The sequence below is a fragment of the Ferrovibrio sp. genome (assembly GCF_965278975.1).
Taxonomy (GTDB): Bacteria; Pseudomonadota; Alphaproteobacteria; order Ferrovibrionales; family Ferrovibrionaceae; genus Ferrovibrio.
In genome coordinates, this window is sequence record NZ_OZ257126.1 from 831200 (window position 1) to 854966 (window position 23767).

Sequence of the window (23767 nt, forward strand, 5' to 3'; positions counted from 1 at the left end):
GATATTGCTTCATTTTATCATACTGAAAATGATATATAAGCCGCCATGCTCGACCCGCGCATCAAGCTCCGCCACCTCGCCTGCTTCCTGGAAGTGACGGCACAGAAAAGTTTCGGCAAGGCCGCCCGCAGCCTCAGCCTGACCCAGCCGGCGGTTTCCAAGGCCATCGCCGAACTGGAAGCCATCCTCGGCGCGCCTTTGCTGGAACGCAGCCGGCGCGGCGTTTTCCTCACCGCCAGCGGCGAGGTGTTCCGCCGCTATGCCGGCACGGCCTTCGCGGCGCTGAAAGAGGGACTGGACAGCGTCGGCCGCGCCGAACGCGATGGCGGCACAACGATTTCCATCGGCGCCCTGCCCACGGTGGCCACCCGCCTGGTGCCAGCCGCCGTGATCGCCGCCAAGGCGGAAGGGCTGCGTGCCACCATCCGGGTGCTGACCGGGCCGAACGATTATCTGCTCGGCCGGCTGAAGGAGGGCAGCCTGGATATCGTGGTCGGGCGGCTTTCCGATCCGGCGATGATGCAGGGGCTGGCCTTCGAGCCGCTCTATTCAGAAGAAATCGTGTTCGTGGTGCGCCAGGGTCACCCGCTGCAGCACCGCAGTTCCGTAACCCTGCACGATATCGCCGCCTTCACCGTGCTGTTCCCGATCCAGGGCTCGATCATTCGCCCCGATGTCGAACGCCTGATGCTCGGCCAGGGGCTGACCGCCCTGCCCGATACAATCGAAACCGTGTCACCCAGCTTCGGACGGCGCTACACCCGCATGTCGGATGCGGTATGGATCATCTCGCGCGGCGTGGTGCTGGATGATCTGGAGGAAGGCCAGTTGGCCCTGCTGCCGGTGAGCATCGACCGGCCGACCGGCGCTGTCGGCATCACCACGCGCTTCGACAGCCTGCCGCGCGCGGCGATGAACCGCTTGCGCGAGGCCCTGCGCCGCCTGGCAGCGGAACTTCCCTGAGAATCAACGCTTGACCTTCCCACCATGGCAAACCGCAAGGTGCGCGGTAACGCCATTGTTCAGGATCAGAAGGCCATGAAAAAACTGCTGCTTGCCCTGCTCGTCATCACTCTCGCCACGCCGGCCCTCGCAACGTCTGCCCTGGCGCAGCATGCCGGCCATGGCTCCCATGGCGCCGCCCCGGCAGCCCGCGCGGAATCGCCGGCCACCAAGGCCTACCGCGCCGCCAATGACCGCATGCACCGCGACATGGATATCGCCTTCAGCGGCGATGCCGATGCCGATTTCCTGAAAGGCATGATCCCGCATCACCAGGGCGCCATCGACATGGCCCGCGTGGTGCTGCAATACGGCAAGGATCCAGAAATCCGCAAACTGGCCGAGGGCATCATCAAGGCACAGGAAGCCGAGATCGCCCAGATGCAGCAATGGCTGGCGAAGCGCCGCCAGTAGGCCTATTCCTCGCTGGCCGCTTCGGCGGCCAGCAGCTTGGCCCATTCCTTGGCTTCCTTGGCCGAAACCCCGCCGACCACGCTGAGTGAACGGCGCAGGCGCTCGCGCACCACATCGCGGCCCAAGAGTTCCATGCTGTCGAACAGCGGCAGCGACTGGGCGCTGCCGGTGATGGCGACATAGAACGGGCGCACCAGGTCGCGGAATTTCACGCCGGCCTTATCGGCGATGAAGCGCAACGTCTTGTCGATGGTGCCGGCTTCCCAGGAAACCAGCTTGTCGAATTCCCACAGGCCGAACTGGAACACCTGGCGCAGCTGGGTCTCGTTCAGCTTGTTATCGCGCAGCACGGCTTCCGGCGTATCCAGTACGCCGGCGAACATGAAGCCGGCCAGCGGACCGAGATCGGACAACCGGGTGATACGGCTCTGCGCCAGCTTGGCGATGGCGAGCTGGCGCTCGGGCTGGAAGGCCCAAGCGGCGACGCGCTCGATCAACTGCTCCGGGGTCAGGCGTTCGCGGATATAGCGGCTGTTCAGCCAATTCAGCTTCTCGGTATCGAAAACCGGGCCACCAAGCGAGATATGATCCGGGGCGAATTCGGCAACGAGCTGATCCAGGCTGCGCATTTCCTCGCCTTCCGCCACCGAAAGCGTGAGCAGACCCAGGAAATTCAGCAAAGCCTCGGGCAGATAGCCCATGCGCTGATAGAACAGGATGCCGGTGGGATTCTTGCGCTTGGACAATTTGCTGCGGTCAGGATTGCGCAGCAGCGGCAGATGGCAGATTTCCGGCATCTGCCAGCCGAAATACTTGTAGAGCAACTGATGCTTCGGTGCCGAGGAAATCCATTCCTCCCCCCGCATCACATGGGTGATGCCCATCAGGTGGTCGTCCACGACATTGGCGAGATGGTAGGTCGGCATGCCATCCGACTTCATCAGCACCTGCATGTCGACCTTGGACCATTCGATCTCGATCGCGCCGCGGCGCATGTCGTTGATGACGCTGACGCCCTCGGTCGGCACCTTCATGCGCACCACATGCGGCTCGCCAGCCACCATCTTGGCGCGCATATCGGCATCGCTGAGATGCTGGCAGCGGCCGTCATAGCGCGGCTGCTCGCCACGCTTGCGCTGTTCCTCGCGCATCGCATCCAGCGTCTGCGTGGTGCAGAAGCAGCGGAAGGCATGACCTTCGTTCAACAGGTGATCGCAATGCTGCTGGTAGATCGCGCCGCGCTCGCTCTGGCGGTAGGGGCCATGCGGGCCGCCGACATCCGGGCCTTCATCCCAGCTCAGGCCGAGCCAGCGCAGGGCTTCCAGGATGACGCGCTCGGATTCCAGCGTCGAGCGCACCCGGTCGGTATCCTCGATACGCAGCAGGAACTGGCCGCCATGCTGCTTGGCAAAGCAGTAGTTGATCAGCGCGATATAAGCCGTGCCGACATGGGGATCGCCGGTGGGCGACGGGGCAACACGGGTGCGGACGGTCATGGCGGAAATCCTTAAAAACGCGAAAAGCGGCGCGAAGATAGGTCCGCCCGCCCCCTGAATCAACGCCTACAGGCCCTCAAGGCCCCCTAGAGGAAGGCAACGCAGGAGATGATATGGTCCACTGTCTGGCCATCCTCGGCCAGCGGGCAATGCACCCGCGACATGACATAAACGCGTTCCTTGCGGAACGCCGTGGTTGCCGGCCCTTCCAGGAATTGCGGCAGCCGCTGCTCCACCACCCAGGAATAATTGGCATAGGCCGAACCGGCGAGATTGATCATCGCCGAACCGCCCACCCGTTTGCCGGTCATGTTGCCAAGCAGGGCAATCACTTCCTCGCCGATGATGCGGTATTCGAAATCCAGGGGGTCGCGATGAACTTTCAGCAGCAACAAAGTCGAGAGGTAGCGGCCCATCAGCAATGGGTCCATCTCCGCCTTCGTCGGGAAGCCGCCAGGCGGGCAGCGGCTGAGCCATAAATTATAGAAATTCAGCACATGCTGGTTGGTAATGATCGCCGGATCCGGGCCTGTGCGGGTGGGGCCGGTGCCACTTGGCCCCGCCTGCGGCGGTACGGGAGGGAAAGCTTCTGTCACGCGGCGCGACCCAGGAACAGGAGTGGCATGGCTGAACCATCCATACCACCTCAAGCCGAGGTCGGCCTACCGGAACATTAAGGCAATAGAGCCTCTAAGCCCTTAACCCCGCTGCATACCCCAGCGGCGCACGGTGCGGTTCTCGATGAAGCGGAAAATCACTCCGTCCACGAACAGGCCGACCGCCATCACAGTCAGCAGGCCGGCGAAGACCGAGGCTGTATCGAGCAGATTGCGGTTCTCGAAGATGAACCAGCCGAGGCCGCCACGGCCCGACGAAACGCCAAAGACCAGTTCGGCGGCGATCAGTGTGCGCCAGGCGAAAGCCCAGCCGATCTTGAGGCCGGCGAGGATGGCCGGGAAAGCAGCCGGGATCAGGATTTCCAGGATATAGAGCAGGCCCTTCAAGCCGAAGGTCTGGCCGGCCATGCGCAAGGTCTCCGAAACCGAGAGGAAACCGGTATGGGCATTGAGCGCCACCGCCCAGAGCACGGAATTGACGATGACAAAGACCAGCGAAGGCGTGCCAAGGCCGAACCACAGCAAAGCCAGCGGCAGCAGCGCGATGGCCGGCAGCGGGTTCAGCATCGCGGTAAGCGTGGCGAGCAGATCGGTGCCGATGCGGGTGGAAACCGCGAGCGTGGTGAACAGACAGGCCAGCACCACGCCGAGGCCATAGCCGATCAGCAATACCTGCAGGGTAACGGCCAAGCGTGCCGGGATGACGCCGGATTTGATGCCATCCCACAATGCTTCCAGTGTGGCGGTGAAGGGCGGCACGGTGAGCGGGTTCTGCAACCAGCGGGCATAAAGCTCCCAGGCCAGCGCCAGCAGCACCAGGATCACCGCCTTGCGGAAGGTGCTGGAGCCCCACAGACGCTCGCCCAGCGGCAGCGGTCGGGCGATATCGCCGATCACGGCGGCAGGCAGGCCCTGATGCTCGTATTCGGGCCGGATCGGCGGTTCAAGCTTGGCAAGTGTAGCGGACATGATTCACCCCGGGAATATTCAGTGCGAGACGGCGCCGTCGCCGAACAGCATGCGGCGGATGCTGCCGCAGAGTTCGTGGAAGCCGGCGCCCTCGCGGTCTTCATGGCCGAAGGCATGACTGTTCAACTCGGCCCGCACCTGGCCGGGATGCGGCGACAGCACGCAGATGCGATTGCCGAGGATCACCGCTTCCTCGATGGAATGGGTGACGAAAACCAGCGTGAAACGCACATCATCCCAGAGCTGCAGCAGTTCATCCTGCATCTTGCGGCGCGTGAGCGCATCCAGTGCCGCATAAGGCTCATCCATCAGCAGCAGCTTCGGCCGCATCGCCATGGCACGCGCAATCGCCACGCGCTGCTTCATGCCGCCCGAAAGCATATGCGGGAAACTGTCGGCGAACTTCGACAGATTGACCTTGGCCAGGATATCGCGGGCGCGTTCATCCGCCTCGGCGCGGGCAACGCCATTCTTGCGCATCGGGAAGGTGATGTTCTGCTGCACGGTCTTCCAGGGCAGCAACTGATCGAATTCCTGGAACACCATCATGCGGTCTGGGCCCGGCTCGGTGATTGCCTTGCCGTTCAGCCGCATCTCGCCTTCGGTCGGCTTGAGGAAGCCGGCCAAGGTCTTCAGCAACGTGGATTTGCCGCAGCCCGAGGGGCCGAGCAGGACGAAGCGGTCGCCCGGATGGATATCGAACGACACCCGGTAGGTGGCGGTGATAAGGGAATCCGGCGTCTTGTACTGCAACGTCACGCCATCCACCTCGACCAGAGGCTTGCTGGCGATATTTCCCTGCTCGAGCGCGGGCCGCGACATTTCCACGTTCCTTCCCCCTAAAGACTAGCTGCCCTGGCGGCTATGCAGGGCCGGTACATAGGCATCCTGCCAGCGCGCCGGTGGCGTCTTGAGCTGACCGATGCGGCCCATGAAATCGGCCACTGCCTTGATGCCATAGACGCCGGTATCGAACTCGTCCTTCAGTTCGACCAGCAAGGCCTGCACATCTTCCAGGCCCATGGTCTTCTGCGGCTCGACCTTGAGGTAGATTTCAGCAGCGCGCTTCGGATCACCTGTGATGATCTGCGAGGCTTCCGAAAGCGCCGCGATCATCACGCCGGCCATCTTCGGATTGGCATCCAGGGTCTTCTTGGTAGCACCCATGGCCAGGAAGGTGGACTTGCCGCCATAGATATCCGTGGTCGACATGACGCGGGAAATCTTCGGGTTCTTTAATGCCACCTGGGTGAACGGTGCCGAGGAGAAATACGCCGTCACTTCGGTGGAACCACCGGTCACAGCATTCAGTGCTTCTGGATGCGGCAGCGCCACCACCTGCGGCTTCAGCTTGTCATGCTGGCCCATGCCGAATTCCTTCTCGGCAGCGATCTGCAAGGCATACATCTGCGGCGAGACCAGAGCCGGCATGGCAATGCGATCCTTGGCATCGAAATCGGCCAGCTTCTTCACATTCGGCTTGTTGGTCACCAGCACCAGCGGCAGCGTGGTCACGCCAGCCACGCCCCAGATCTGCTGCGGCGTACCCTTGGCGCGTTCGAACGCGATCAGCATCGCAGCCGTGCCATAGACGCCGTAATCCACCGAACCGGACAGCACGGCATCCTGCATCGCGCCGGAGCCGGAGAAGCTCTGGTAGCTGGCCTTCACATCCACGCCCTGCGCCTTGGCATGCTTCTCCACCAGCTGCAATTCACGCAGCAGGAAGGTGGGTAGGAAGCCGATGCCGAAGCCGATGCCGATCTTTACTTCCGAAGCCTGAGCGCGGGCGATATGCGGCATGCCGAGCACCAGAGAGGCAGCCGAGGCTTGCAACAGATGGCGACGATTGATTGTGATCATTGGGTGTTCCTCCTGTTTTATTATGCTTGGTTTCAAGTTGCGGGTTTTGGTAAGGGCATGGCCAGCAGGATGGTTGCCGGCTTGTTGGTGAGATTCTTCAAGGCGCGGTTCTCGTTCGGCGCGATGCGGCATGAATCCCAAGGCAGCAGGGTTTCCGTGCCGGTGTCCGACTCGATGGTTACGGCACCATCCAGCACCACATAGAACTTCTCTTCCGGCGAAGCATTGAGTGTTGTGTGGCCGCCCGGCAGCAGATGCGACACACCGAGCCACAGCACCTCCGCCGGGCCGGCATCGCGACCCTGGAGGCGGAACATCTTCATGTCAAAATGGCCTGGCGCCTCGTAAGGCTTGGCTTTGTCGAAACGGGTGACATGCATGACTATTCCTCCGGCACCAGCACGACACGCTCGGGCGAGGAGCCGATCACGGTCATGTAGGCGTCCTTGGCGGCGCTGAAACGGTAGGTGAAATCGGCGTGGATCGGGAACGGCCTGAGCTTGCCACTGACGAAATGCGGCGCCATTTCGCGCAGCAATTCCGCCGATTCCACCGCCGTGAAGGCCAGCGTATCGATGCCGACATAGGTGTGGCGGCCGCGATAGAAAGCGAAGATATCGAACTCGACGATCTTCTTGATCGCGGCGATGAAAATCTGCCGGCCCTTCAGCGCCAGGGCGGCGGTGGCTGCGGCATAATACGGATCGCCAACCGTGTTGTAGACGATATCCGCGCCACGGCCATTGGTCAGTTCACGCACCCGCGCCGCCACATCGCAGGCGGAATGGTCCAGCACTTCCACCGGCGCATTGGCATGGCCGCGATAGCCTTCGGCCTTGCGCACGACGCCGATGACGCGGGCGCCACACATGGTGGCGATCTGGATCGAAGCCTGGCCAACCTTGCCATTGGCGCCCATGATCAACACAGTCTCACCCGGCTTGGGCATACCGGCACGGCGGAAACCTTCCCAGGCGGTGACGAAGGGCACGCCAATGCCGGCGGCTTCGACGGCGCTTAAATTTGCCGGTTTGGGTGCCAGCGCACCGGTATCGAGCAGCAGATGCGAGGCATGGCTGCCATCGCGCCGGATGCCGACATCGCCGCCGGTGCCAAACACTTCCTGGCCGATCAATTCTTCCGGGCCAGCCATCACCACACCAGCGAAATCGCGCCCCGGTGTGCGTGGAAACACGGCATAGGGCATCATGCCCATCGCCGCCTTCACATCGGAAGGGTTCACGCCCGCCGCCGTGATGCGAACGATGACCTGTCCATCGCGTTCGATGCGCAACGGAATTTCTTCCTGGGTGAAGCGGATATTGGCCGCCTCATCGCTTTTCTCATGCAGCCGCAAGGCACGCGCCACCACATCGCCGCGCGCCTTCGCCAGGGTATTCGCTGCCGCACTCATGGTCCTAGCCCGCCGCTCGCAAGGGAGAGCCAGCCTGCCGCGTCGGCAGGCCAACGATCTCGCGGGCCTCTTCCGTGGTGGCGATCTGGCCGCCCATGCTTTCGATCAGCAGGCGCGCCTTGGTCACCATGGCGGCATTGCTTGGCGCCAACGTGGTACGATCAAGCATGATGGCATCTTCCAGGCCAACGCGGACATGGCCACCGGCGAGATAGCTCTGCGCCGCCATCGGGAAGGCATGGCGGCCAACTCCGAAAGCGGTGAACTGGGCATCGCGCGGCAGCAGGTCGCGGGCATAGAGGATGGTTTCCGGCCCCGGCTGGAAGCCGTATTTGATACCAAGTACCAGGGAGCAAAGGATCGGGCCGGACAGCGAGCCATCGGCCAGCATGTCGCTCATCAGCGCGATATCGCCGGAGTCAAACAGCTCGATTTCCGGCTTCACGCCGGCCCGCGTCATCACATCGGCCATCTTGCGCACATTGCCGGGGGTATTGATCACCACTTCCTTGCCGGAATTCATGGTGTTGAGGTCCAGCGTGCAGATATCCGGGCGCAGCACCTCGATATGTTCGACGCGCTTCAGCGGATGGCAAAGCGTGGTGCCAGGTGCCGCCACCTTCGGATCGTCTTCCGAGGGTACGAAGCGGCCACCGGGGCCTGTGGTGAGATTCAGGATAAGCTGGGTGTTCTTGGCGCGGATGCGCTCCACCGTCTCGCGGTAATGCGCCAGCTCCATCGAGGGCCGGCCATTATCGGGATGGCGCACATGGATATGCACAATGGCGGCACCGGCTTCGGCTGCGCCAAGGCAGGCATCGGCAATCTGCTCCGGTGTGATCGGCAGGTGCGGCGTATGCTCGGGCTTGGTCTGGTTGCCAGTCACCGCGCAGGTGATGATGACCTTGTTTTGAGTCGAACGCATAGTGGTTTCCCTCAGGGCTACAGGCTGCGACCGCCATCCACCACCAGGGTGGTGCCGGTCGAGAAGGTGAGATGGGTGCAGCAGGCCAGCACCGCCGTGGCAACATCCTCGGCGGAGGCGACACGCTTCAGCGGCGTGGTGGCGGCGGTCTTGGCGTTGAACTCGGCGCCTCGGCCGGGCACGAAGCCGGTATCGACCACGCCCGGCGCCACGCCGAGCACGCGCACCTCCGGCGCCAGCACGCGGGCGAGCGACTTGGTCATCACATCGATACCGGCCTTCACGGCGCAATAGGCGATGCTGGAGCCGTTGCCAGTGGCGCCGGCAATCGACGAAATCGATACGATGACGCCATCGCCACTGGCCTTGAGCAGCGGCGCGAAGCTGCGGATGGCAGCGAACTGGCCACGCCAGTTGACCGCGAACATGCGGTCAATCAGCTCATCATCCAGCGCCTCAAGATCGTTATGCGGCACCGGCTTGGTGAAGCCCGCCGTGTTCACCAGTACATGCAGTTTGCCAAACCGCGCCTGCACGGCATCGCGCAGCGCAACCAGGCTGGCGGTATCGGCAACATCGGCAGCTTGTGCCAGATGCCCTTTGCCCGGCAGGCCCTTGAGCAATTCAGCCGCCGCCGCTTCGCCCTTGGCGCCGGCGCGATGGGTGATGATCACGGTGGCGCCGGCCTCCGCGAACAGCTTGGCCGAAGCAGCACCAATGCCGCCGGTGCCGCCGATGATCAGCGCGATCTTGTCTTGCAGGGAATGAAGCGAGGACATGATTTCTTTCACTTGATGGGAGGTGCGGGCAGCACGGCTTCGCCGGGCTCCATGACGAATTCATGCTCCAGCGAATACCAGTCGCCATTGATATCGGGAGCGGGCGGGGCATCGCTGCGCAGGCGGTAATCGCCGACCAGCGGCCTGGTGACACCGAACACCACATCGCTTTCCAGATACGGGTCGCCCCGCACGAAAACCTGGGTGATCAGCGTCTTGTAACCAGGCTTGTGGAACAGGAAATGCAAATGCGCCGGGCGGTAGGGATGGCGCTTTTGTGCCGCCAGCAGTTCACCCACCGGGCCGCTCACCGGCACCGGATAGCCGGCCGGTTTCACGCTGCGGAAGGAGAAGCGCCCCTCAGCATCGGTGGTGAAGGTGCCGCGTAGATTCATATCCGCCTGGCCGGCATCCTGATTCTCATACATGCCGACCGGCGAGGCGTGCCACACGTCGACATAGGCGCCGGCAATCGGCTTGCCGGTATTGTCGCGCAGCCGGCAATTGGCAAACAAAGCCGGCCCCGGTGTTGGGGAGCGGACGATGCTGCCGCCGGATTCGGTTTTCGGTGCATGCAGGCGCCAGAACGGCCCGAGCAAAGCGGCAGCGGTTTCGCTGTCGCCAACCGTGCCGTTGTTCAGCAGACAGACCAGCGTGGAAAAACCGATCGCATCGGAGGCCAGAATGGCTTCGTTATGCGTGTCGTTGGTGAGCTTGCCGAGGCCAATCAGGAACTCGATGCCGCGCTCCCATTCCGGCTCGGTGAGCTTCACATCACGCGCGAAGGCATGCAGATGCTTGACCAGCGACGCCATGATCTCGCGCAGCCGGGCATCCGGCGCATGGGCCATGGCCGCCAGCACGGCGGGCGTGACATCCTGCTCTGTCTCGATGACCACGGTGTTTCCTCGTACTCTTATGTTTTATGCAAACGTTTGCATAATGCAATCGATTGCAGTTGTCAAGCGAATAGCTAAGATCGCGCCATGCCGAATCGTTCAGCCCCCCGCAATGCCATGCGTCAGCCGGCCACCCTGAAGGCCGTGGCGGCAGCGGCGGGCGTGCATCTTTCCACGGCTTCCCGCGCTCTCGACCCGGCCAAGCGGCATCTGATCGCGGCCGATGTTGCCTCCCGCATCGAAACCGAGGCGCGCCGGCTCGGCTATCGCCGCGATGCGGCGGCGGCCAGCCTGCGCACCCGGCGCTCGCGCCTGGTGGGCGTGCTGGTGCCTGATATCGCCAACCCGGTATTTTCGCCGATCATTTCCGGCGTCTCGGAACTGCTCAGTGCGCAGGGCTATTCCACCATCGTCGCCGATGTCGGTTCCGATCCAAAACGCCAGGCGGCATTGGTGGATGAACTGATCGCCCGCCGCGTCGACGGCCTGATCCTCGCCACGGTGCGGCGTGACGACGCCGTGCTGCGCCATTGCCTGGAAACCCGCCTGCCGGTGGTACTGGTGAATCGCGCCGATGAATCGGGCCGCGTGCCGGCGGTGGTGAGCGATGACCTGCACGGCATGCGGCTGGCGGTGGATCATCTGGTGGCCTTGGGTCATCGCCGCATCGGCCATATCGCCGGCCCGGCACATCTTTCCACCGGGCATCTGCGGCGCCAGGGTTTTGAAGCCGCGATGCGCGCCCATGGCCTGAAGCTTCCCGCCGGCGGCATCAGCACCGCCAAGGCCTATGAGCGCGAGGCCGGCGAGAATGCGGCCGCCGCCCTGCTCGATATCAAGCCCAGGCTCACCGCCATCGTCGCCGCCAATGACCTGCTGGCGCTGGGCCTGCTGCAGGCTTTGCGCGCGCGCGGCCTCTCCTGCCCCGGTGACCTTTCGGTGGTCGGGCATAACGATATGCCGCTGGTGGACATGATCGACCCGCCGCTGACCACGGTACGGATCGGCCCACGCGAAATGGGCCAGGACGCAGCCAAGCTGCTGCTCTCGGCTCTCGAAGGCCAGGGAGATGATCAGGCGCCGCGTGTCACCCTGCAACCGCAGCTGATCCCACGCGCCTCAACAGCGGCGCTGAAACAATAATTACTGAACCGGGCGGGTTTCCTGGCGCTGACTCGGCACCATCGAAGGGACACCGGCACCGATATCGATGAAGCGCATGCCCTCGCCTTCCTCATAGGAATCCGGATCGATGGCCTCGCCATCGGGCACACGTTTACGCCGGGTGAGGAAGGAAACACAGCACAGCATCAAGCTGGCATGCCGGTCGCCATCCTGGCGCACCGGAGCAGCAACGATTTCCACTGGCAGCACACCGCTATGGCCCAGCCGCAGCCAGTAATAGATCACCGCACAGCAAGGCTGCGCCACCTGGGCAATGGTGAGATGAGCGCGCCATGAACGGTTCTCGCGCGACGTAAGATCAAGGTAATTCAGGCCGGCAAGATTGACGCCAAGCTGCTGCGTCACCGCCTCGCCAACCCAGTCGATGGTGATATTGTCATGGCCGCGCACATTCAGCAGCAGGCTGGTCTGCACCAGGGAACCAAGCGCACCCATATCCATGTCGCGATGCTCTGGCAGCATGCGCCCACGCCGCCAATCATTCCAGATGGCTAGGAAATCCCGGCTGCGGGAAGAAAGCGGCGTTGGCAGGGAAGCGACAAAATCCATGACAATGCAACTATAACCCGGCGGCCCAGACCGGTTAAGCCGGATTCAGCCGCCGCTGGAAATTTAGGTGGTCAAAGCCCCGCCGGCATCTAATCGGGCCGACTGATAGCGAAAACCTCGTCAACAACGCAGTAATCCATATAGCCAAGCCGGGCCATAGGCCGCAGCTTGGCGATGTCGACGAAACCGTCTGTCAGCACGCTCTCATTAATGTGAACGCCAATCACTTGGCCGAAAACCACGAAATTACGGCCACCCGGCGTATGGCATGGAATCTCGACCGTCTGCAGGTAGCGGCATTCCAGATGCACCGGCGAGGCTTTGACGCGCGGCGGCTTCACCAGGGTGGAAGGCTCCATCTCCAGCCCTGCCGCCTCGAATTCGCTTACCCCATGGGGCAGATGCGCCGCGCTCTTGTTCATCGCATCGCGCAGGTCATAGGTAACCAGATTACAGACGAACTCGCCGGTAGCCTCGGCATTGCGCTGACTGTCCTTGATATTGTCACCGCGCGGATTGAGGCCAGCGCCGAACAGCACCACTGGCGGGTCACTGCTCATGGCATTGAAGAAGCTGTAAGGACCCAGATTCGGCCGCCCCTGCTCATCAATGGTGGAGATCCAGCCGATCGGACGCGGCGCTACCAGGGCCTTGAACGGATCACGCGGCAGACCATGATTGCGCTTGCTGGTTTCGTAGAACATCGTCGCTCCCGTCTCTAGGGGATCATCAGCAACGCGCCGGTGGTGGCGCGTGCTTCAGCATCCTGGTGCAGCTTCGCTGCCTCTTCCAGTTTATAGCGGCCGCCGATACCCACCTGCACATGGCCAGCCGTGATCGCGGCAAAAACCTCGGCAGCATTTTCGCGGAACACCGCCGGATCGGCATTATGCGGAAACACCGAAGGCCGGGTGAGAAACAGGCAACCCTTCTTGTTGAGCAATTCCGGCTCAATGGCCGGCGCCGGGCCGGAGGCGGCACCATAGAGCGCCACCAGACCGAACGGCGCTGTGCAATCCAGCGACTTCATGAAAGTGTCGCGTGCCACCGAATCATACACCACCCGCGCCTTCTTGCCGCCGGTAGCGGCCAGGAATGCCTCGGGCCAGTTCTCCTGCTTGTAATCCACCGCCGCGTCGGCACCGGCCTGGCGCGCAATGGCGCATTTCTCCGGCCCGCCCGCTGTACCAACCACGAAAGCGCCGAGCGCCTTGGCCCAGCGGCAGAGAATCTGGCCGACGCCGCCTGCGGCTGCATGCACCAGCACGATATCGCCGGGCTGCACGCGATGGGTCTTGCGCAACAGATACTGCGCCGTCAGGCCCTTGAAAATCAGGGCTGCCGCCTGCTCATCGCTCACCGCATCGGGCAGCTTCACCAGCCTCTCGGCCGCCACCACGCGGTGATCGGCATAGGCGCCGATACCGGCGTTCATATAGGCAACGCGGTCGCCAACCTTCAGGCCACTGACTTCAGCGCCAACCTCAAGCACCACACCGGCGGCTTCATGGCCCAGGCCGGTGGGCAAAGGCAGCGGGTAATAACCCTTGCGCTGATAGATATCGATGAAGTTGAAGCCGATGGCGGTCTGGCGCAGCAGCACCTCCCCCTTGCCGGGCGGGTTCAGCATCTCGGTTTCCAGCAGCATCGCTTCCGGCCCACCGGGCTGGCGGATGCGGATAACGCGGGCTTGCGGTCGGGTCATGGCGAAACTTTCCCTTAATAGCCGATCAGGCTGCTGAGGAAGCGCAGCGACACCAGCGTGAGGAAGATGCCGAAGGCGACTTCCAGGCGGCGCTTGGGCAGGGCATGGGCCAGGCGCGCGCCAATCGGCGCGGTCCAGATGCTGGTGGGCACGAACAGGATGAAGCCGATCAGCGACACATAGCCGAGCGCCAGCGGCAGCTGCAGCGCCGCAACATCGGCATATTCCGCCATCTTCGGCCAACCGGCATAGACATAGCCGATGGCACCAGGGATCGAGATCAGGATGCCGAGGCCGGCCGAGGTGGCGATGGCGCGGTGGATGCTGTAGCCATGGAAAGTGAGGAAGAGATTGGAGAGTTGGCCGCCGCCGATGCCCATCAGCGACGACAGCACGCCGATCACCAGGCCATAGGCGCGCATGGCGAAAGTACCCGGCAGCGTATCGGCCAGGCGCCAGCTATCCTTGCCGAAGATCAGCCGGAAGGCCGAAACGCCGGCCACCAGCACGAAGACCAGCTTGAACAGATCGGCCGGTGCGTAACGCGCGATCAGGCTGCCACCGGCAACGCCAAGCACCACCGGAATTGCCCAAACCCGCACCACGGCCATATCCACGGCACCCTTGGCACGATGTGCGTTAAATGAACGGATCGAAGTGGGAATGATGATGGCCAATGAGGTGCCGACGCAGAGCGGCATGCGCGGCGCTTCCGGTACGCCCATCAGGCCGAACAGTTCATACAGCACCGGCACGATCACCGCGCCGCCGCCAACGCCGAACACGCCGGCAAGGATCCCCGTAATCGCGCCTGCCGCCAGCAGGGCAACAGACAGCATGAGGAGTTCGGAAAGCGGAATGCCGAAAATCATGGGGTAAACTCGCGGAATTTTTTGCTACAGGAGGGAGGCCCGACGCACATAGCATGCAGCAGCGCGCGCGTCAGCCTTGTGCGCCCAACAGCCTATGCTGCGGCGCGGTAAATCCCGGAATTCCGGCGCTAAATTTCCTGTAAATCTTAAGCCGGACGGGCGCAGCGCAGGAATTGCCCACGCCCCTGGCGGCCAACCGGCTCACCGGCTTCAGCCACCACCTCGCCCCGCGACAGCACCAAGCCGGGCCAGGCACTGACTTCAATCCCCTCATAGGGCGTGTAATCAACATTGTGATGCAGCCGCGCATTCTCGATGCGGCGCGGAGAGCCATCGTCCCACAGCACCAGATCGGCATCGGTACCCACCGCAATGGTGCCTTTGCGCGGATAGAGGCCATAAAGCCGGGCCGCGTTGGTGGCGGTAAGGGCGACGAAACGCTGCGGGCTGATGCGGCCCTTCAACACGCCTTCGGAATAGAGCAAAGCCAGCCGGGTCTCGAGGCCAGGAATCCCGTTCGGAATTTTCGAAAACGGCGGATTGGCGCCGGCAACGAACTTGCCCTGCGGGCCATTGAAGCGGAACGGCGCATGATCGGAAGACACGATATCGAAAGTGCCATTCGCCAGCCCGCGCCAGATCGCATCCTGATTGGCCTTGTCGCGCGGCGGCGGCGAGCAGATGCATTTCGCGCCTTCGCAATCGGGCTTGTCGAGATCCTCTTCCGAGAGAAAGAGATATTGCGGGCAGGTCTCGGCATGAATGCGCAGTCCGCGCGTCTGCGCCCAGCGAATCTGCTCGGCTGCTTCCTTGCCCGAGACATGCACGATCAGGATAGGCACATCCACTAGTTCGGCAAAGCTGATCGCGCGATGTGTCGCCTCGCGCTCAACCAGGAAGGGCCGCGCCGCGGCATGGTATTTCGGCGCGATACGCCCAGCCAGTTCCAGCCGCTCGGTCAGCCAGGCGATGGCATCGGTATTCTCGGCATGCACCATGGCCAGCGCGCGTTCGCGCCGCGCCACATCAAGCACGTCCAGGATCTGGCGGTCGTTCAGCTTCATGTCATCATAGGTCATGTAGAGCTTGAACGAGCTGTAACCCTCCTCGATCAGCGCCGGCAATTCCTGGCCCAGCACCGTGGCAGTGGGATCGGAAACGATGAGATGGAAGGCATAGTCGATCATCGCCTTGCCATCCGAGCGGGCGTGATAATCGGTCACCGCCGCGCGCAGCGACTGGCCCTTCATCTGCGCCGCGAAAGGGATCACCGTGGTGGTGCCACCGCAGGCCGCCGAGCGGGTACCGGAAATGAAATCATCGGCCATCACCGAGCCATCGCTCATCGGCTGATCGAGATGGCAATGGGCGTCGATGCCGCCAGGCATCACGGTTCGGCCAGCCGCATCGATCTCGCGATATCCTTTGCCAAGACCACGGCCCAAAGCCTGAATCACGCCGTCGCGGATGCCGATATCGCAGGTCATGGCATCGGCGGCGGTTACCGCATGGGCATTGCGCAGCACCAGATCGAAATCCATCGCTTTCAGCTCTCCCCGCTCATCAATCGCCGCAAGGCCGGCGCCACACCATCGGTCGGTTTCGGCGCCGGCTTGCGGAAGGTGCCTTGCGTTGCCTTGCGCGGGCTTAATGCCGCCAGGGCTTCCGCCTGTTTAACGGCAGCGGCCACACCATCCACCACCGGCACCGGGATACGGTCTGCGACGCGCCCGGCCAGGCCGGCCAGCGGTGCGCCGGCCAGCACGATCACATCGGCTTCGTCGCGCTGCACCGCCTGGCGCGCCAGTTCAACCAGCAGGTTTTCCTTCTCGTCCTGCACATCGCCGATGCTGCGGAAATCGCCTTCCAGCAGGCGGATGCCGGCAAGCCGGCCGGCAAGGCCGTGATACTCGACACATTCGCGATACCAGGGCCCGAGGGCCGCAGCAAAGGAGACGATGGCGAAGCGCCGTCCGAGCATGCAGGCGGTAAGCATCGCCGCCTCGGCAAGGCCGATCACCGGGATGGGGAGCAGCTCGCGGGCGCCACCAAGGCCAGGGTCACCGAAAGCGGCAATCACGGCGGCATCATGGCCGGCCTGGTGTTCGGCCAACATTTCCAGCGCCACCTGGGCGCCGATCACGGCCTCCGCGCGGGTGGCGATATAAGGCACGCCATGAGGCGCGGTCTCGAAGGTGATTTGCGTGCCGGGCGAAGCCGCCTGGCGCGCGGCGGCAGCGATGCGGTCCGTGATACTGGCAGACGTGTTCGGATTGATAAACAGCAGCTTCGCCATGTCGCTATTCCTTTGCCAGCACGGCAACGATCTCGGCAGCCAGATCAAGCAGGGCTTCGTCCTGCAGGCGCGGACCGATCAGTTGCAGGCCGAATGGCAGGCCGGCAGCGTCCGCACCGCATGGCAGCGATATGGCCGGCACCAGGGCATGATTGAACAACGGTGTGAATACCGCATGGCCGCGCGGACCGACCTTGTGGCCGGCGATTGTCTCCGGTCCGATCTGGTCGAAGCCCCAGGGCGCGCAGGGCACCGTGGGACAAATCAGCCAGTCCACTTCCTGGAAAAAGGCCGCCAGCTTGAGCATCAATTGCTCGCGCAGCAACAAGGCACGCCCCAAGGCTGGACCATCATAGTGCAGGCCGGCCTCAATCTGCGCCGCGATATTGGGATCGAAGCGTTCCGGTTCGCGCGCATAGGCATCGGCATAAAGTGCGGCCAGGCCGACATGCTGCAGCGGCATCAGGCCGGCCTCGCCGCTATCTTCAGGCCATGAGGGATCACGGCGCACGATCTCGAAACCGGCTGCCTGCAGTTTCGCCACCGCGCTTTCCAGCCCGGCGGCAACCGCCGGTTCCACCGGCCAGTTCATGCCGAGCGTGGGGCTGAAAGCGATGCGGCGCCCCTTGGCCGGGCGCGAAAGGCCCGGCACGCTATAGGCATCCGCGCCATCCTGCACCCCAAGCACGGCAAAGACACGGCGCATCAGCGCCATGTCCCGGGTGAGAATCCCGATCACGCCATTGGCGAAGATCGGCTCGGCGAAACCATGAGCATGGGGGATGCGGCCACCCGAGGGCTTGAAGCCGATCAAGCCGCAATGGGCAGCCGGGCGCCGGGTTGAACCGCCAGCATCGGTGCAGAGCGCGAAATCGCCGATGCCCGCCGCCAAGGCCGCCGCCGCTCCGCCCGAGGAACCACCCGGCGTGAGGCGATGATCCAGCGGATGCCGCGTCGGGCCATAGACCTTGTTGCGCGTCACCCCCATGCAGGCGAATTCGGCGCAATTGGTGATACCGAGCAGCAAGGCGCCGGCAGCACGCAGCAGCGCGACGCTGGAAGCATCGCGTGGCGCAATGAAATCGCTGAACAGGTGCGAGCCCTGCGTGATACGCCGGCCCTCCACCCAGATGTTGTCCTTCACCGTGTAGGACAAACCATAAAGCGGCAGATGCCGGCCAGCAGCATCGAGGGCAGCGGCATCGCGCCGCACCTGATCGGCATCGAGATCGACAACGGCGTTGAGTGCCGGATTTACCTGGGCGATGCGCTGAAGCTGCGCTTCCATTGCGATCATGTTTTCCTCCCGATCAGCAGCGGTATGCTGGCAGCAATACAGAGCAGAGCCAGCGCGGCATAGCCACTACCAAGACCGAAAACCGGACCCAATCCAGCGAAGCAGAGCGGCCCCAGCAACAGGCCGCTATAACTGGCGAGCAAGGCCGCACCGGTGGCGGCGCCGACCTGGCCCTCGGGCGCCAGGCGCGCCACTTCGGCAAGGAAAATGCCGTTCCAGCCGCTGGCGGAAACGCCGAACAGGAAAGCCAGAACATGCAAAGCGACGCGGCCAAGCTGCGGTCCGGCCGCCGCCAGCAGCAGGGCGCAGCCAGCCATGGCCAGGCCAAGCAGCGCGATCAGCCGCGCGGTCGGCAGGAAACGGCCGGCCACCAGACCCCAGCCAAGACGCCCGGCAAGCCCCCCACCCTGCGCCAATGCCAGCCACAGGCCGGCTTCCACCAGGGTGAAACCCAGCACCCCGACCCCATATGACACCAGATAGGCATTGAGCGTGAGCTGCATCGCCGAGAAAGCCAGTGACGCACCGGCAAGCAGGCCAAGACCCGGCACGCTTTTCAGCAAAGCCAGGGCCCCGCGCATGTCGAGCCGCGTGGCATGGCGCCGCGCCGCTTCATCAAGCTGCCGATGCAGCGGCTGGAACAGGCCAGCGGCAACGGCAGCAAGCAACGCGATGCCGAGACAACCGAGGCGCCAGTCGACCAGCACCGCCAGCGGCAGCAACATCGAGCCGAGCATGGCACCGATCTGGTTGCCGGTCTGGCGCAGGGAAAAGACCAACGTACGCTGCTGCGGCTTTGCCACCAGCGCCAGCACAGAGGAGCTGGCAGGCGTTTCCGGCCCGAAGGCGCAGCCAAGCAGCAAGGCGGCAGCGATCAGGCCGAGCGGCGAGCCCGTGGCGACACAGAGCATGGCTATCGTCACCAGCAGCAGGCAGATCTGCGCCACCCGCACCGGGCCGATGCGGCCGCAGAGCAGGCCGCCATAAAGCGAAGCCACAGCACCCAGGCCAAAAACGGCGGCGTTATACGGCCCGAGCCAATGCGGCGAAAAGCCGGGCAGACCCGGCGCCAGCACCGGCACGGCGAAGATGCCCATCGCCACCAGGCCCTGCAATGCCGTCATCGCACCCAGTGGCGCTACCAGCACATTCATGGCAAACTTTCCACACAGCAAATGGAGGCATCACGATGAGCAAGGCCGGCGGCATTTCGATCCATGGCGTGGATGTGGCGCGCGGCATGCCGGCCAAGGGTCTGCATGTCGAACTGCACCGCCTTGCCCCGGATACGGCTTTGCTGGCGGATGGCGCCCTGGCGGCCAATGGCGCGCTGGATCACGCCACCGCGCGCGGCGATGGCATCACGGCCGGCGAATACGAAGTGCGCTTCCATGTCGGCGCCTGGCTGAAGGCGCAGGGCGGCACAACCGGCATCCTGGATGTCGTGCCATTCCGCTTCACTGTCGCGGCGCCGGAACAACACTACCACCTCCCGTTCAAATTCACGCCCTGGGGCTTTTCGCTGTTTCGCGGGTCGTGAGATCAGCTCATCCGGCGCGACAGGCCGGTGAAGCGTTCCATCAGCACCATCAGGAACAGGCTGAAGAACACCAGCACGCCGGACACGGCGGCAACCCGCACATCCAGCGTATTTTCCATGGTCTGCCACATGCGGATCGGCAGCATCTCGTTGCGTGCATCCGACAGGAACAGCGACACCGGCACATTGTCGAATGACGACATGAAGCAGATGAAGGCACCGGCGGCGATGCCGCCCTTGATCGATGGCAGCGTGACGCGCCGGAAAGTGTAGAGACGCGAGGCGCCAAGGCTGGCTGAACATTCCAGCAGCGAGGCATCAAGCTGACTTAAAGAAGCCAGCGTGGTGCGGAATACATAAGGCACGCAGACCACCACATGGCCGATGGTGACGGTGGCGAATGACAGTGGCAGCTGCATAACGCTGAAGAACATCAGTGCCGCCAGACCAAAAGCCAGCGCCGGCAGCACCAGCGGCGACATGAACAGCGATTCCAGCGCCCGCGCGGTGGCTGCCTTGGAACGCGATACGGCATAAGCCGCCGGCACCGCGAACAATATCGAGATTAATGTGGTGACGATGCCGACCTGCAGGCTGTTCCAGGCCGCCGCCTGAATCTGCCAGGCATCCACCAGCGCAATATACCAGCGCAGCGAAAAGCCCTGCGGCGGGAATTTCAGCGAGTAGCTGTCGGTGAAGGAGACAATCAGCACCACTGCCGTCGGCGCGATCACCAGCAGCAGGGCGATGAGCGCCAGCAGCCCCATCACAGCGTAGAAACTGATGGTATCGAGATCGTGGCGGCGGCCGGCTTTCATACTATCACCCTTGCAGATGCCGCCGCGAATAGCGGCCCAGCGTATTGAAAGCGACGATGCAGAGCAGTACCGAGATCATGAACAGGATCGAGATCACTGCCGCGAACGGCCAGTTCTGCAACGTGAGCGACTGCTGGTAGATATACATCGGCATATAGAGCAACTGCCCACCACCCACCAGACTCTGGGTGATGAAGGCCGTAACGGCAGCCGAGAAGGTGAGTACACTGCCGGCGATGATGCCCGGCAGGCAGAGCGGCAGCACAACGCGGAAGAAGCTGCGCCACTTGCCAGCGCCGAGCGCGGATGACGCAGATTCCAGGTTGGGATCAAGCTTCTGCAGCGTGTCGATCAGCGGCAAGACCATCAGCGGCAGTTGCACCTGGGCCAGCGCCACGACCAGACCGCCATGGGTGTAAAGCAATTTCAATGGCGTCTCGGCAAAGCCGAGTTCAATCAGCGCGGAATTGACGATGCCCTGGCGGCCGAGGATGACGATCCAGGCAAAAGTGCGCACGATCACGCTGGTGAGCAACGGCAGGATGCTGATCAGAATGATCAGCGATTGCAGGCGCGGGCCTACCTGGCGATGCAGCCAGGCAAGTGGAAAACCAAGCAGCAGGCAGAGCGCCGTGGTTTCGAGGCCCAGCCGCAGAGTTTCAAACAGCACGCCAAGTGCGAAACCATCGGTCAGGAATTTGCGGTATTGCGCAAAACCCCATTCGGTCATTGCCTGATCGTTATGCAGGCTCACCGCCACCAGCACCAGCAAGGGCGCCAGGAAGAACAGCAGATAGAAGCCGCCGAGCGGGAGGGCAAGCAGGCCCTCCCGCGGCGCGGCGCGGCCGACCCTGGAAATGGAGGCCGCGGCGGACATCAGACCTTGATCTCGCGATTGAAACGCTCGATCCAGGCGGAGCGATTCTCGTTGATCTTCTTCCAATCCTGGAACACGAAGCTCTTCTGCAGATCATCAGGATCCTTGGCCAGCGCCTTCGAGATTTCGCCCTCCATCTTCACCTTCTTGTTGGTCGGCACGATCAGGTAGGGGCTCTTCATCAGCGTGGTCTGCACCTCGGGGCTCATCGCCGATTCGATCAGTGCTGCCGCCAGCTTGACATTCGGCGAGTTCTTGACGATGTGGATCGAGGTCTTGAAAGCGATGGCACCGGTATCCGGCTTGACGAATTCCACCGGTACGCCGCGCGCACGCAGCAACTGGATGGCATTGAAATTGCCTGGGCCGATATCGATCTGGCCCTGCTGATACAGTGTTGCCAGCGCACCCGGATTGGCCGCCACAGCGGCAAGATTGGGCTGCAATTCCTTCATCGCCGCGAAGGCCGGATCGATATTGTTTTCGCCGCCGCCACGCAGCTTGGCAATCTCGACCATGAAGCCGGTGCCGAGCGTGGAATTCAGGTTGGTGATGCCGACACGGCCCTTGAATTCCGGCTTCCACAGGTCGGCCCAGCTCTTCGGCGGCGTTTTCACTTTCTCCGGATTATAGGTGATGCCGACAGCCTGGAAGAAGATCGCCGGCCCGAGCGGGTCCTGCGCATCGGGCATCAGATCGGCGTAATTCTTGCTGCCGGCCACCGGGAAGGGCTCGACCAGATCCTGCGCAATGGCCACCAGGGCCGGACCCGGATCATGCAGCATCACGTCGATCGGCGGATTGCTGCGCGCGGCGGTAATCTTGGCGATCTGGTCCACCGACAGCATCGGGTCGAGCGCCATATCGGCATTGCCATTGGCCTTGCGGAAATGCGGCACCAGCACGTCGCGATGCGCTTCCTCCCAACTACCGGTGAAGGTGGCGAAAACCAGGCGGCGGGCCTGGGCCTGGGACATGCCGGGGAACAGCGACATGGCGGCCACCGACAAGGCAGTGACCAGGGTTTCGCGGCGGCTAAGCATGATGTCGGCTCTCCTCAAGGTTCAAAGGGCGGGAAACAGGGTGACGGTAGCGGTATTGATCGGCGCCAGCGCCACGGCCTGCCCCGAGGGACGCGGCTCGGCACCGCTGGAGCGCGGCTCGGAAATCTTCAGGCCGCTGCCATCGGGCAGGCGGATTTCATGCACGATGGTGGCGCCGAGCGGCAGGCCGAGTTCGACGCTGCCAGTAAGCGGCGCGGCGCCCTCGACGAAGCGCAGATTCTCCGGCCGGATGCAGATCACTACATCGGCGCCCGACACGATCTCTGTTTTTGGCGCGGCCAGGATCATTTCTCCGCCTGCGGCCAGCGATACCCTGGCCTCGCTGCCTTGTATGCCCATCAGCTTGCCGGCCAGCTTGTTAGCCGTGCCGACGAAGGTGTTGACGAACAGGCTTTGCGGCGTGTCGTAGACAGCACTCGGGCTGCCGAATTGCTCCAGCCGGCCCTGCGCCAGCACGGCAATGCGGTCGGCCATGCTCAGGGCCTCTTCCTGATCATGGGTGACCAGGATGGCAGTGATGCCGGCACGCTGCTGGATGCGCTTGATCTCGATCTGCATGTCGAGGCGCAGATTCTTGTCCAGTGCCGAAAACGGCTCGTCCAGCAGCAGGATGCGCGGGCGCACCGCCAGCGCGCGGGCCAGAGCCACACGCTGCTGCTGGCCGCCAGACATCTGCTTCGGATATCGGGCGGCGAGATGGCCCATCTGCACCAGCGCCAGCATTTCGGCTACGCGGGTTTCCTGCTCGGGCTTGGGCAGGCCACGCGCCGCCAGGCCATAGGCGATATTCTCGGCCACAGTGAGATGGGGAAACAGCGCGTAATTCTGGAACACGATGCCGACTTCGCGACGGCTCGGCGGCAGGTGGTCGATGGCGCTGCCGCCAATGATGACACGGCCCTGACTCTGATTGATGAAGCCGGCGATGATCCGCAACAGCGTGGTCTTGCCGCAGCCGGACGGCCCGAGCAGGGCTACCAGCTCGCTGCCGCCGATCTCCAGGGTGACATCATCAACCGCCTTGGCGGCGCCAAAGCGATGGGTGATCGCGTCCAGCGTGAGCGCATGCCCCGCTTCGCGCTGCCCGTGAAGCTGACCTTGAACCTGAGACCCTGGCGCTGTAGCGTGCATATGGGCGGTCCGTTTTGTATCCAATTTCATTTTATTCTGTTCACAATCTAGTTAG

The 23767-nt window shown here is 63.3% G+C and carries 26 protein-coding genes; 4 read left to right on the forward strand and 22 right to left on the reverse strand.

Annotated elements, in window-relative coordinates; genetic code table 11:
• The first annotated feature begins 45 nt into the window (after positions 1–45).
• Together pcaQ and copM are read left to right on the forward strand one after the other, a co-directional pair.
• Positions 46–963, forward strand: coding sequence for a pca operon transcription factor PcaQ (pcaQ, locus tag ACQY7X_RS03985; protein WP_428248556.1), 918 nt, complete (start codon positions 46–48; stop codon positions 961–963).
• A 75-nt stretch (positions 964–1038) separates the two neighbouring features.
• Positions 1039–1416, forward strand: coding sequence for a CopM family metallochaperone (gene copM / locus ACQY7X_RS03990; RefSeq protein ID WP_428248557.1), 378 nt, complete (start codon positions 1039–1041; stop codon positions 1414–1416).
• Between the two features lie 2 nt (positions 1417–1418).
• Here copM and gltX read toward each other — a convergent pair whose 3' ends face one another.
• The 10 genes from gltX to ACQY7X_RS04040 form a co-directional block, all read right to left on the reverse strand.
• Positions 1419–2912: a glutamate--tRNA ligase gene (gene gltX, locus ACQY7X_RS03995; RefSeq protein WP_428248558.1), complete on the reverse strand. Its 1494-nt coding sequence runs from the start codon at positions 2910–2912 to the stop codon at positions 1419–1421.
• Between the two features lie 86 nt (positions 2913–2998).
• Complete coding sequence (locus ACQY7X_RS04000) at positions 2999–3508, reverse strand: hypothetical protein (RefSeq protein WP_428248559.1); 510 nt, start codon at positions 3506–3508, stop codon at positions 2999–3001.
• 102 nt (positions 3509–3610) lie between these two features.
• On the reverse strand, positions 3611–4498 hold the full coding sequence (locus ACQY7X_RS04005) for an ABC transporter permease (protein ID WP_428248560.1): 888 nt from the start codon (positions 4496–4498) through the stop codon (positions 3611–3613).
• Positions 4499–4516: 18 nt separating this feature from the next.
• Positions 4517–5320 (reverse strand): ABC transporter ATP-binding protein, encoded by an 804-nt coding sequence (locus tag ACQY7X_RS04010; protein WP_428248561.1) that lies wholly within the window; start codon positions 5318–5320, stop codon positions 4517–4519.
• Positions 5321–5344: 24 nt separating this feature from the next.
• Positions 5345–6361: an ABC transporter substrate-binding protein gene (locus ACQY7X_RS04015; RefSeq protein ID WP_428248562.1), complete on the reverse strand. Its 1017-nt coding sequence runs from the start codon at positions 6359–6361 to the stop codon at positions 5345–5347.
• A gap of 32 nt (positions 6362–6393) precedes the next feature.
• Complete coding sequence (locus tag ACQY7X_RS04020) at positions 6394–6741, reverse strand: cupin domain-containing protein (protein ID WP_428248563.1); 348 nt, start codon at positions 6739–6741, stop codon at positions 6394–6396.
• Positions 6742–6743: 2 nt separating this feature from the next.
• Positions 6744–7775 (reverse strand): quinone oxidoreductase family protein, encoded by a 1032-nt coding sequence (locus ACQY7X_RS04025; protein ID WP_428248564.1) that lies wholly within the window; start codon positions 7773–7775, stop codon positions 6744–6746.
• Positions 7776–7779: 4 nt separating this feature from the next.
• On the reverse strand, positions 7780–8700 hold the full coding sequence (locus tag ACQY7X_RS04030) for a 3-keto-5-aminohexanoate cleavage protein (RefSeq protein WP_428248565.1): 921 nt from the start codon (positions 8698–8700) through the stop codon (positions 7780–7782).
• A 17-nt stretch (positions 8701–8717) separates the two neighbouring features.
• Entirely contained in the window at positions 8718–9479 is a 762-nt protein-coding gene (locus tag ACQY7X_RS04035; protein WP_428248566.1) for an SDR family NAD(P)-dependent oxidoreductase, read from the reverse strand.
• 8 nt (positions 9480–9487) lie between these two features.
• A complete protein-coding gene (locus ACQY7X_RS04040; RefSeq protein WP_428248567.1) occupies positions 9488–10378 on the reverse strand; it encodes a dioxygenase in 891 nt (296 codons plus the stop codon).
• A gap of 87 nt (positions 10379–10465) precedes the next feature.
• Between ACQY7X_RS04040 and ACQY7X_RS04045 the strand changes: the two genes are divergently transcribed.
• Positions 10466–11521 (forward strand): LacI family DNA-binding transcriptional regulator, encoded by a 1056-nt coding sequence (locus ACQY7X_RS04045; protein WP_428248568.1) that lies wholly within the window; start codon positions 10466–10468, stop codon positions 11519–11521.
• Here the strand turns inward: ACQY7X_RS04045 and ACQY7X_RS04050 are convergent, their stop codons facing one another.
• The 8 genes from ACQY7X_RS04050 to ACQY7X_RS04085 all read right to left on the reverse strand — a co-directional run bounded on the left by ACQY7X_RS04050 (position 11522) and on the right by ACQY7X_RS04085 (position 19436).
• Complete coding sequence (locus ACQY7X_RS04050; RefSeq protein ID WP_428248569.1) at positions 11522–12025, reverse strand: hypothetical protein; 504 nt, start codon at positions 12023–12025, stop codon at positions 11522–11524.
• A gap of 176 nt (positions 12026–12201) precedes the next feature.
• On the reverse strand, positions 12202–12816 hold the full coding sequence (locus ACQY7X_RS04055) for a flavin reductase family protein (protein WP_428248570.1): 615 nt from the start codon (positions 12814–12816) through the stop codon (positions 12202–12204).
• A 14-nt stretch (positions 12817–12830) separates the two neighbouring features.
• Complete coding sequence (locus tag ACQY7X_RS04060; protein WP_428248571.1) at positions 12831–13817, reverse strand: quinone oxidoreductase family protein; 987 nt, start codon at positions 13815–13817, stop codon at positions 12831–12833.
• A gap of 14 nt (positions 13818–13831) precedes the next feature.
• Complete coding sequence (locus ACQY7X_RS04065) at positions 13832–14689, reverse strand: sulfite exporter TauE/SafE family protein (RefSeq protein WP_428248572.1); 858 nt, start codon at positions 14687–14689, stop codon at positions 13832–13834.
• 146 nt (positions 14690–14835) lie between these two features.
• Positions 14836–16230 carry a dihydropyrimidinase gene (hydA, locus tag ACQY7X_RS04070; RefSeq protein WP_428248573.1) on the reverse strand — a complete coding sequence of 465 codons (1395 nt, stop codon included), beginning with the start codon at positions 16228–16230 and terminating at the stop codon, positions 14836–14838.
• A gap of 5 nt (positions 16231–16235) precedes the next feature.
• Positions 16236–16985, reverse strand: coding sequence for an aspartate/glutamate racemase family protein (locus ACQY7X_RS04075; protein WP_428248574.1), 750 nt, complete (start codon positions 16983–16985; stop codon positions 16236–16238).
• Positions 16986–16989: 4 nt separating this feature from the next.
• Positions 16990–18282 carry an amidase gene (locus ACQY7X_RS04080; protein ID WP_428248575.1) on the reverse strand — a complete coding sequence of 431 codons (1293 nt, stop codon included), beginning with the start codon at positions 18280–18282 and terminating at the stop codon, positions 16990–16992.
• Entirely contained in the window at positions 18279–19436 is a 1158-nt protein-coding gene (locus ACQY7X_RS04085) for an MFS transporter (RefSeq protein ID WP_428248576.1), read from the reverse strand. Before ACQY7X_RS04085 ends, ACQY7X_RS04080 begins: the two co-directional genes overlap by 4 nt.
• A gap of 35 nt (positions 19437–19471) precedes the next feature.
• Between ACQY7X_RS04085 and ACQY7X_RS04090 the strand changes: the two genes are divergently transcribed.
• Positions 19472–19822, forward strand: a complete 351-nt coding sequence (locus ACQY7X_RS04090) for a hydroxyisourate hydrolase (RefSeq protein ID WP_428248577.1) — start codon at positions 19472–19474, stop codon at positions 19820–19822.
• A gap of 2 nt (positions 19823–19824) precedes the next feature.
• Here the strand turns inward: ACQY7X_RS04090 and ACQY7X_RS04095 are convergent, their stop codons facing one another.
• From ACQY7X_RS04095 to ACQY7X_RS04110, 4 genes are read right to left on the reverse strand one after another with little or no spacing between them, the layout of a single operon-like run.
• Complete coding sequence (locus tag ACQY7X_RS04095; RefSeq protein WP_428248578.1) at positions 19825–20640, reverse strand: ABC transporter permease; 816 nt, start codon at positions 20638–20640, stop codon at positions 19825–19827.
• A 4-nt stretch (positions 20641–20644) separates the two neighbouring features.
• On the reverse strand, positions 20645–21517 hold the full coding sequence (locus tag ACQY7X_RS04100) for an ABC transporter permease (protein ID WP_428248579.1): 873 nt from the start codon (positions 21515–21517) through the stop codon (positions 20645–20647).
• Positions 21517–22560: an ABC transporter substrate-binding protein gene (locus ACQY7X_RS04105; RefSeq protein WP_428248580.1), complete on the reverse strand. Its 1044-nt coding sequence runs from the start codon at positions 22558–22560 to the stop codon at positions 21517–21519. The genes ACQY7X_RS04100 and ACQY7X_RS04105 overlap by 1 nt, the downstream gene beginning before the upstream one ends.
• A 21-nt stretch (positions 22561–22581) precedes the next feature.
• Positions 22582–23712 (reverse strand): ABC transporter ATP-binding protein, encoded by a 1131-nt coding sequence (locus tag ACQY7X_RS04110; protein WP_428248581.1) that lies wholly within the window; start codon positions 23710–23712, stop codon positions 22582–22584.
• Positions 23713–23767: the final 55 nt, after the last annotated feature.

Bases quoted from the DNA above. Each gene is read 5' to 3' on its own strand.
- pcaQ (WP_428248556.1), top strand. From the start codon at position 46: ATGCTCGACCCGCGCATCAAGCTCCGCCACCTCGCCTGCTTCCTGGAA.
- copM (WP_428248557.1), top strand. From the start codon at position 1,039: ATGAAAAAACTGCTGCTTGCCCTGCTCGTCATCACTCTCGCCACGCCG.
- gltX (WP_428248558.1), bottom strand. From the start codon at position 2,912: ATGACCGTCCGCACCCGTGTTGCCCCGTCGCCCACCGGCGATCCCCAT.
- ACQY7X_RS04005 (WP_428248560.1), bottom strand. From the start codon at position 4,498: ATGTCCGCTACACTTGCCAAGCTTGAACCGCCGATCCGGCCCGAATAC.
- ACQY7X_RS04010 (WP_428248561.1), bottom strand. From the start codon at position 5,320: ATGTCGCGGCCCGCGCTCGAGCAGGGAAATATCGCCAGCAAGCCTCTG.
- ACQY7X_RS04015 (WP_428248562.1), bottom strand. From the start codon at position 6,361: ATGATCACAATCAATCGTCGCCATCTGTTGCAAGCCTCGGCTGCCTCT.
- ACQY7X_RS04020 (WP_428248563.1), bottom strand. From the start codon at position 6,741: ATGCATGTCACCCGTTTCGACAAAGCCAAGCCTTACGAGGCGCCAGGC.
- ACQY7X_RS04025 (WP_428248564.1), bottom strand. From the start codon at position 7,775: ATGAGTGCGGCAGCGAATACCCTGGCGAAGGCGCGCGGCGATGTGGTG.
- ACQY7X_RS04030 (WP_428248565.1), bottom strand. From the start codon at position 8,700: ATGCGTTCGACTCAAAACAAGGTCATCATCACCTGCGCGGTGACTGGC.
- ACQY7X_RS04035 (WP_428248566.1), bottom strand. From the start codon at position 9,479: ATGTCCTCGCTTCATTCCCTGCAAGACAAGATCGCGCTGATCATCGGC.
- ACQY7X_RS04045 (WP_428248568.1), top strand. From the start codon at position 10,466: ATGCCGAATCGTTCAGCCCCCCGCAATGCCATGCGTCAGCCGGCCACC.
- ACQY7X_RS04050 (WP_428248569.1), bottom strand. From the start codon at position 12,025: ATGCTGCCAGAGCATCGCGACATGGATATGGGTGCGCTTGGTTCCCTG.
- ACQY7X_RS04055 (WP_428248570.1), bottom strand. From the start codon at position 12,816: ATGTTCTACGAAACCAGCAAGCGCAATCATGGTCTGCCGCGTGATCCG.
- ACQY7X_RS04060 (WP_428248571.1), bottom strand. From the start codon at position 13,817: ATGACCCGACCGCAAGCCCGCGTTATCCGCATCCGCCAGCCCGGTGGG.
- ACQY7X_RS04065 (WP_428248572.1), bottom strand. From the start codon at position 14,689: ATGATTTTCGGCATTCCGCTTTCCGAACTCCTCATGCTGTCTGTTGCC.
- hydA (WP_428248573.1), bottom strand. From the start codon at position 16,230: ATGGATTTCGATCTGGTGCTGCGCAATGCCCATGCGGTAACCGCCGCC.
- ACQY7X_RS04075 (WP_428248574.1), bottom strand. From the start codon at position 16,985: ATGGCGAAGCTGCTGTTTATCAATCCGAACACGTCTGCCAGTATCACG.
- ACQY7X_RS04080 (WP_428248575.1), bottom strand. From the start codon at position 18,282: ATGATCGCAATGGAAGCGCAGCTTCAGCGCATCGCCCAGGTAAATCCG.
- ACQY7X_RS04085 (WP_428248576.1), bottom strand. From the start codon at position 19,436: ATGAATGTGCTGGTAGCGCCACTGGGTGCGATGACGGCATTGCAGGGC.
- ACQY7X_RS04090 (WP_428248577.1), top strand. From the start codon at position 19,472: ATGAGCAAGGCCGGCGGCATTTCGATCCATGGCGTGGATGTGGCGCGC.
- ACQY7X_RS04095 (WP_428248578.1), bottom strand. From the start codon at position 20,640: ATGAAAGCCGGCCGCCGCCACGATCTCGATACCATCAGTTTCTACGCT.
- ACQY7X_RS04100 (WP_428248579.1), bottom strand. From the start codon at position 21,517: ATGTCCGCCGCGGCCTCCATTTCCAGGGTCGGCCGCGCCGCGCCGCGG.
- ACQY7X_RS04105 (WP_428248580.1), bottom strand. From the start codon at position 22,560: ATGCTTAGCCGCCGCGAAACCCTGGTCACTGCCTTGTCGGTGGCCGCC.
- ACQY7X_RS04110 (WP_428248581.1), bottom strand. From the start codon at position 23,712: ATGCACGCTACAGCGCCAGGGTCTCAGGTTCAAGGTCAGCTTCACGGG.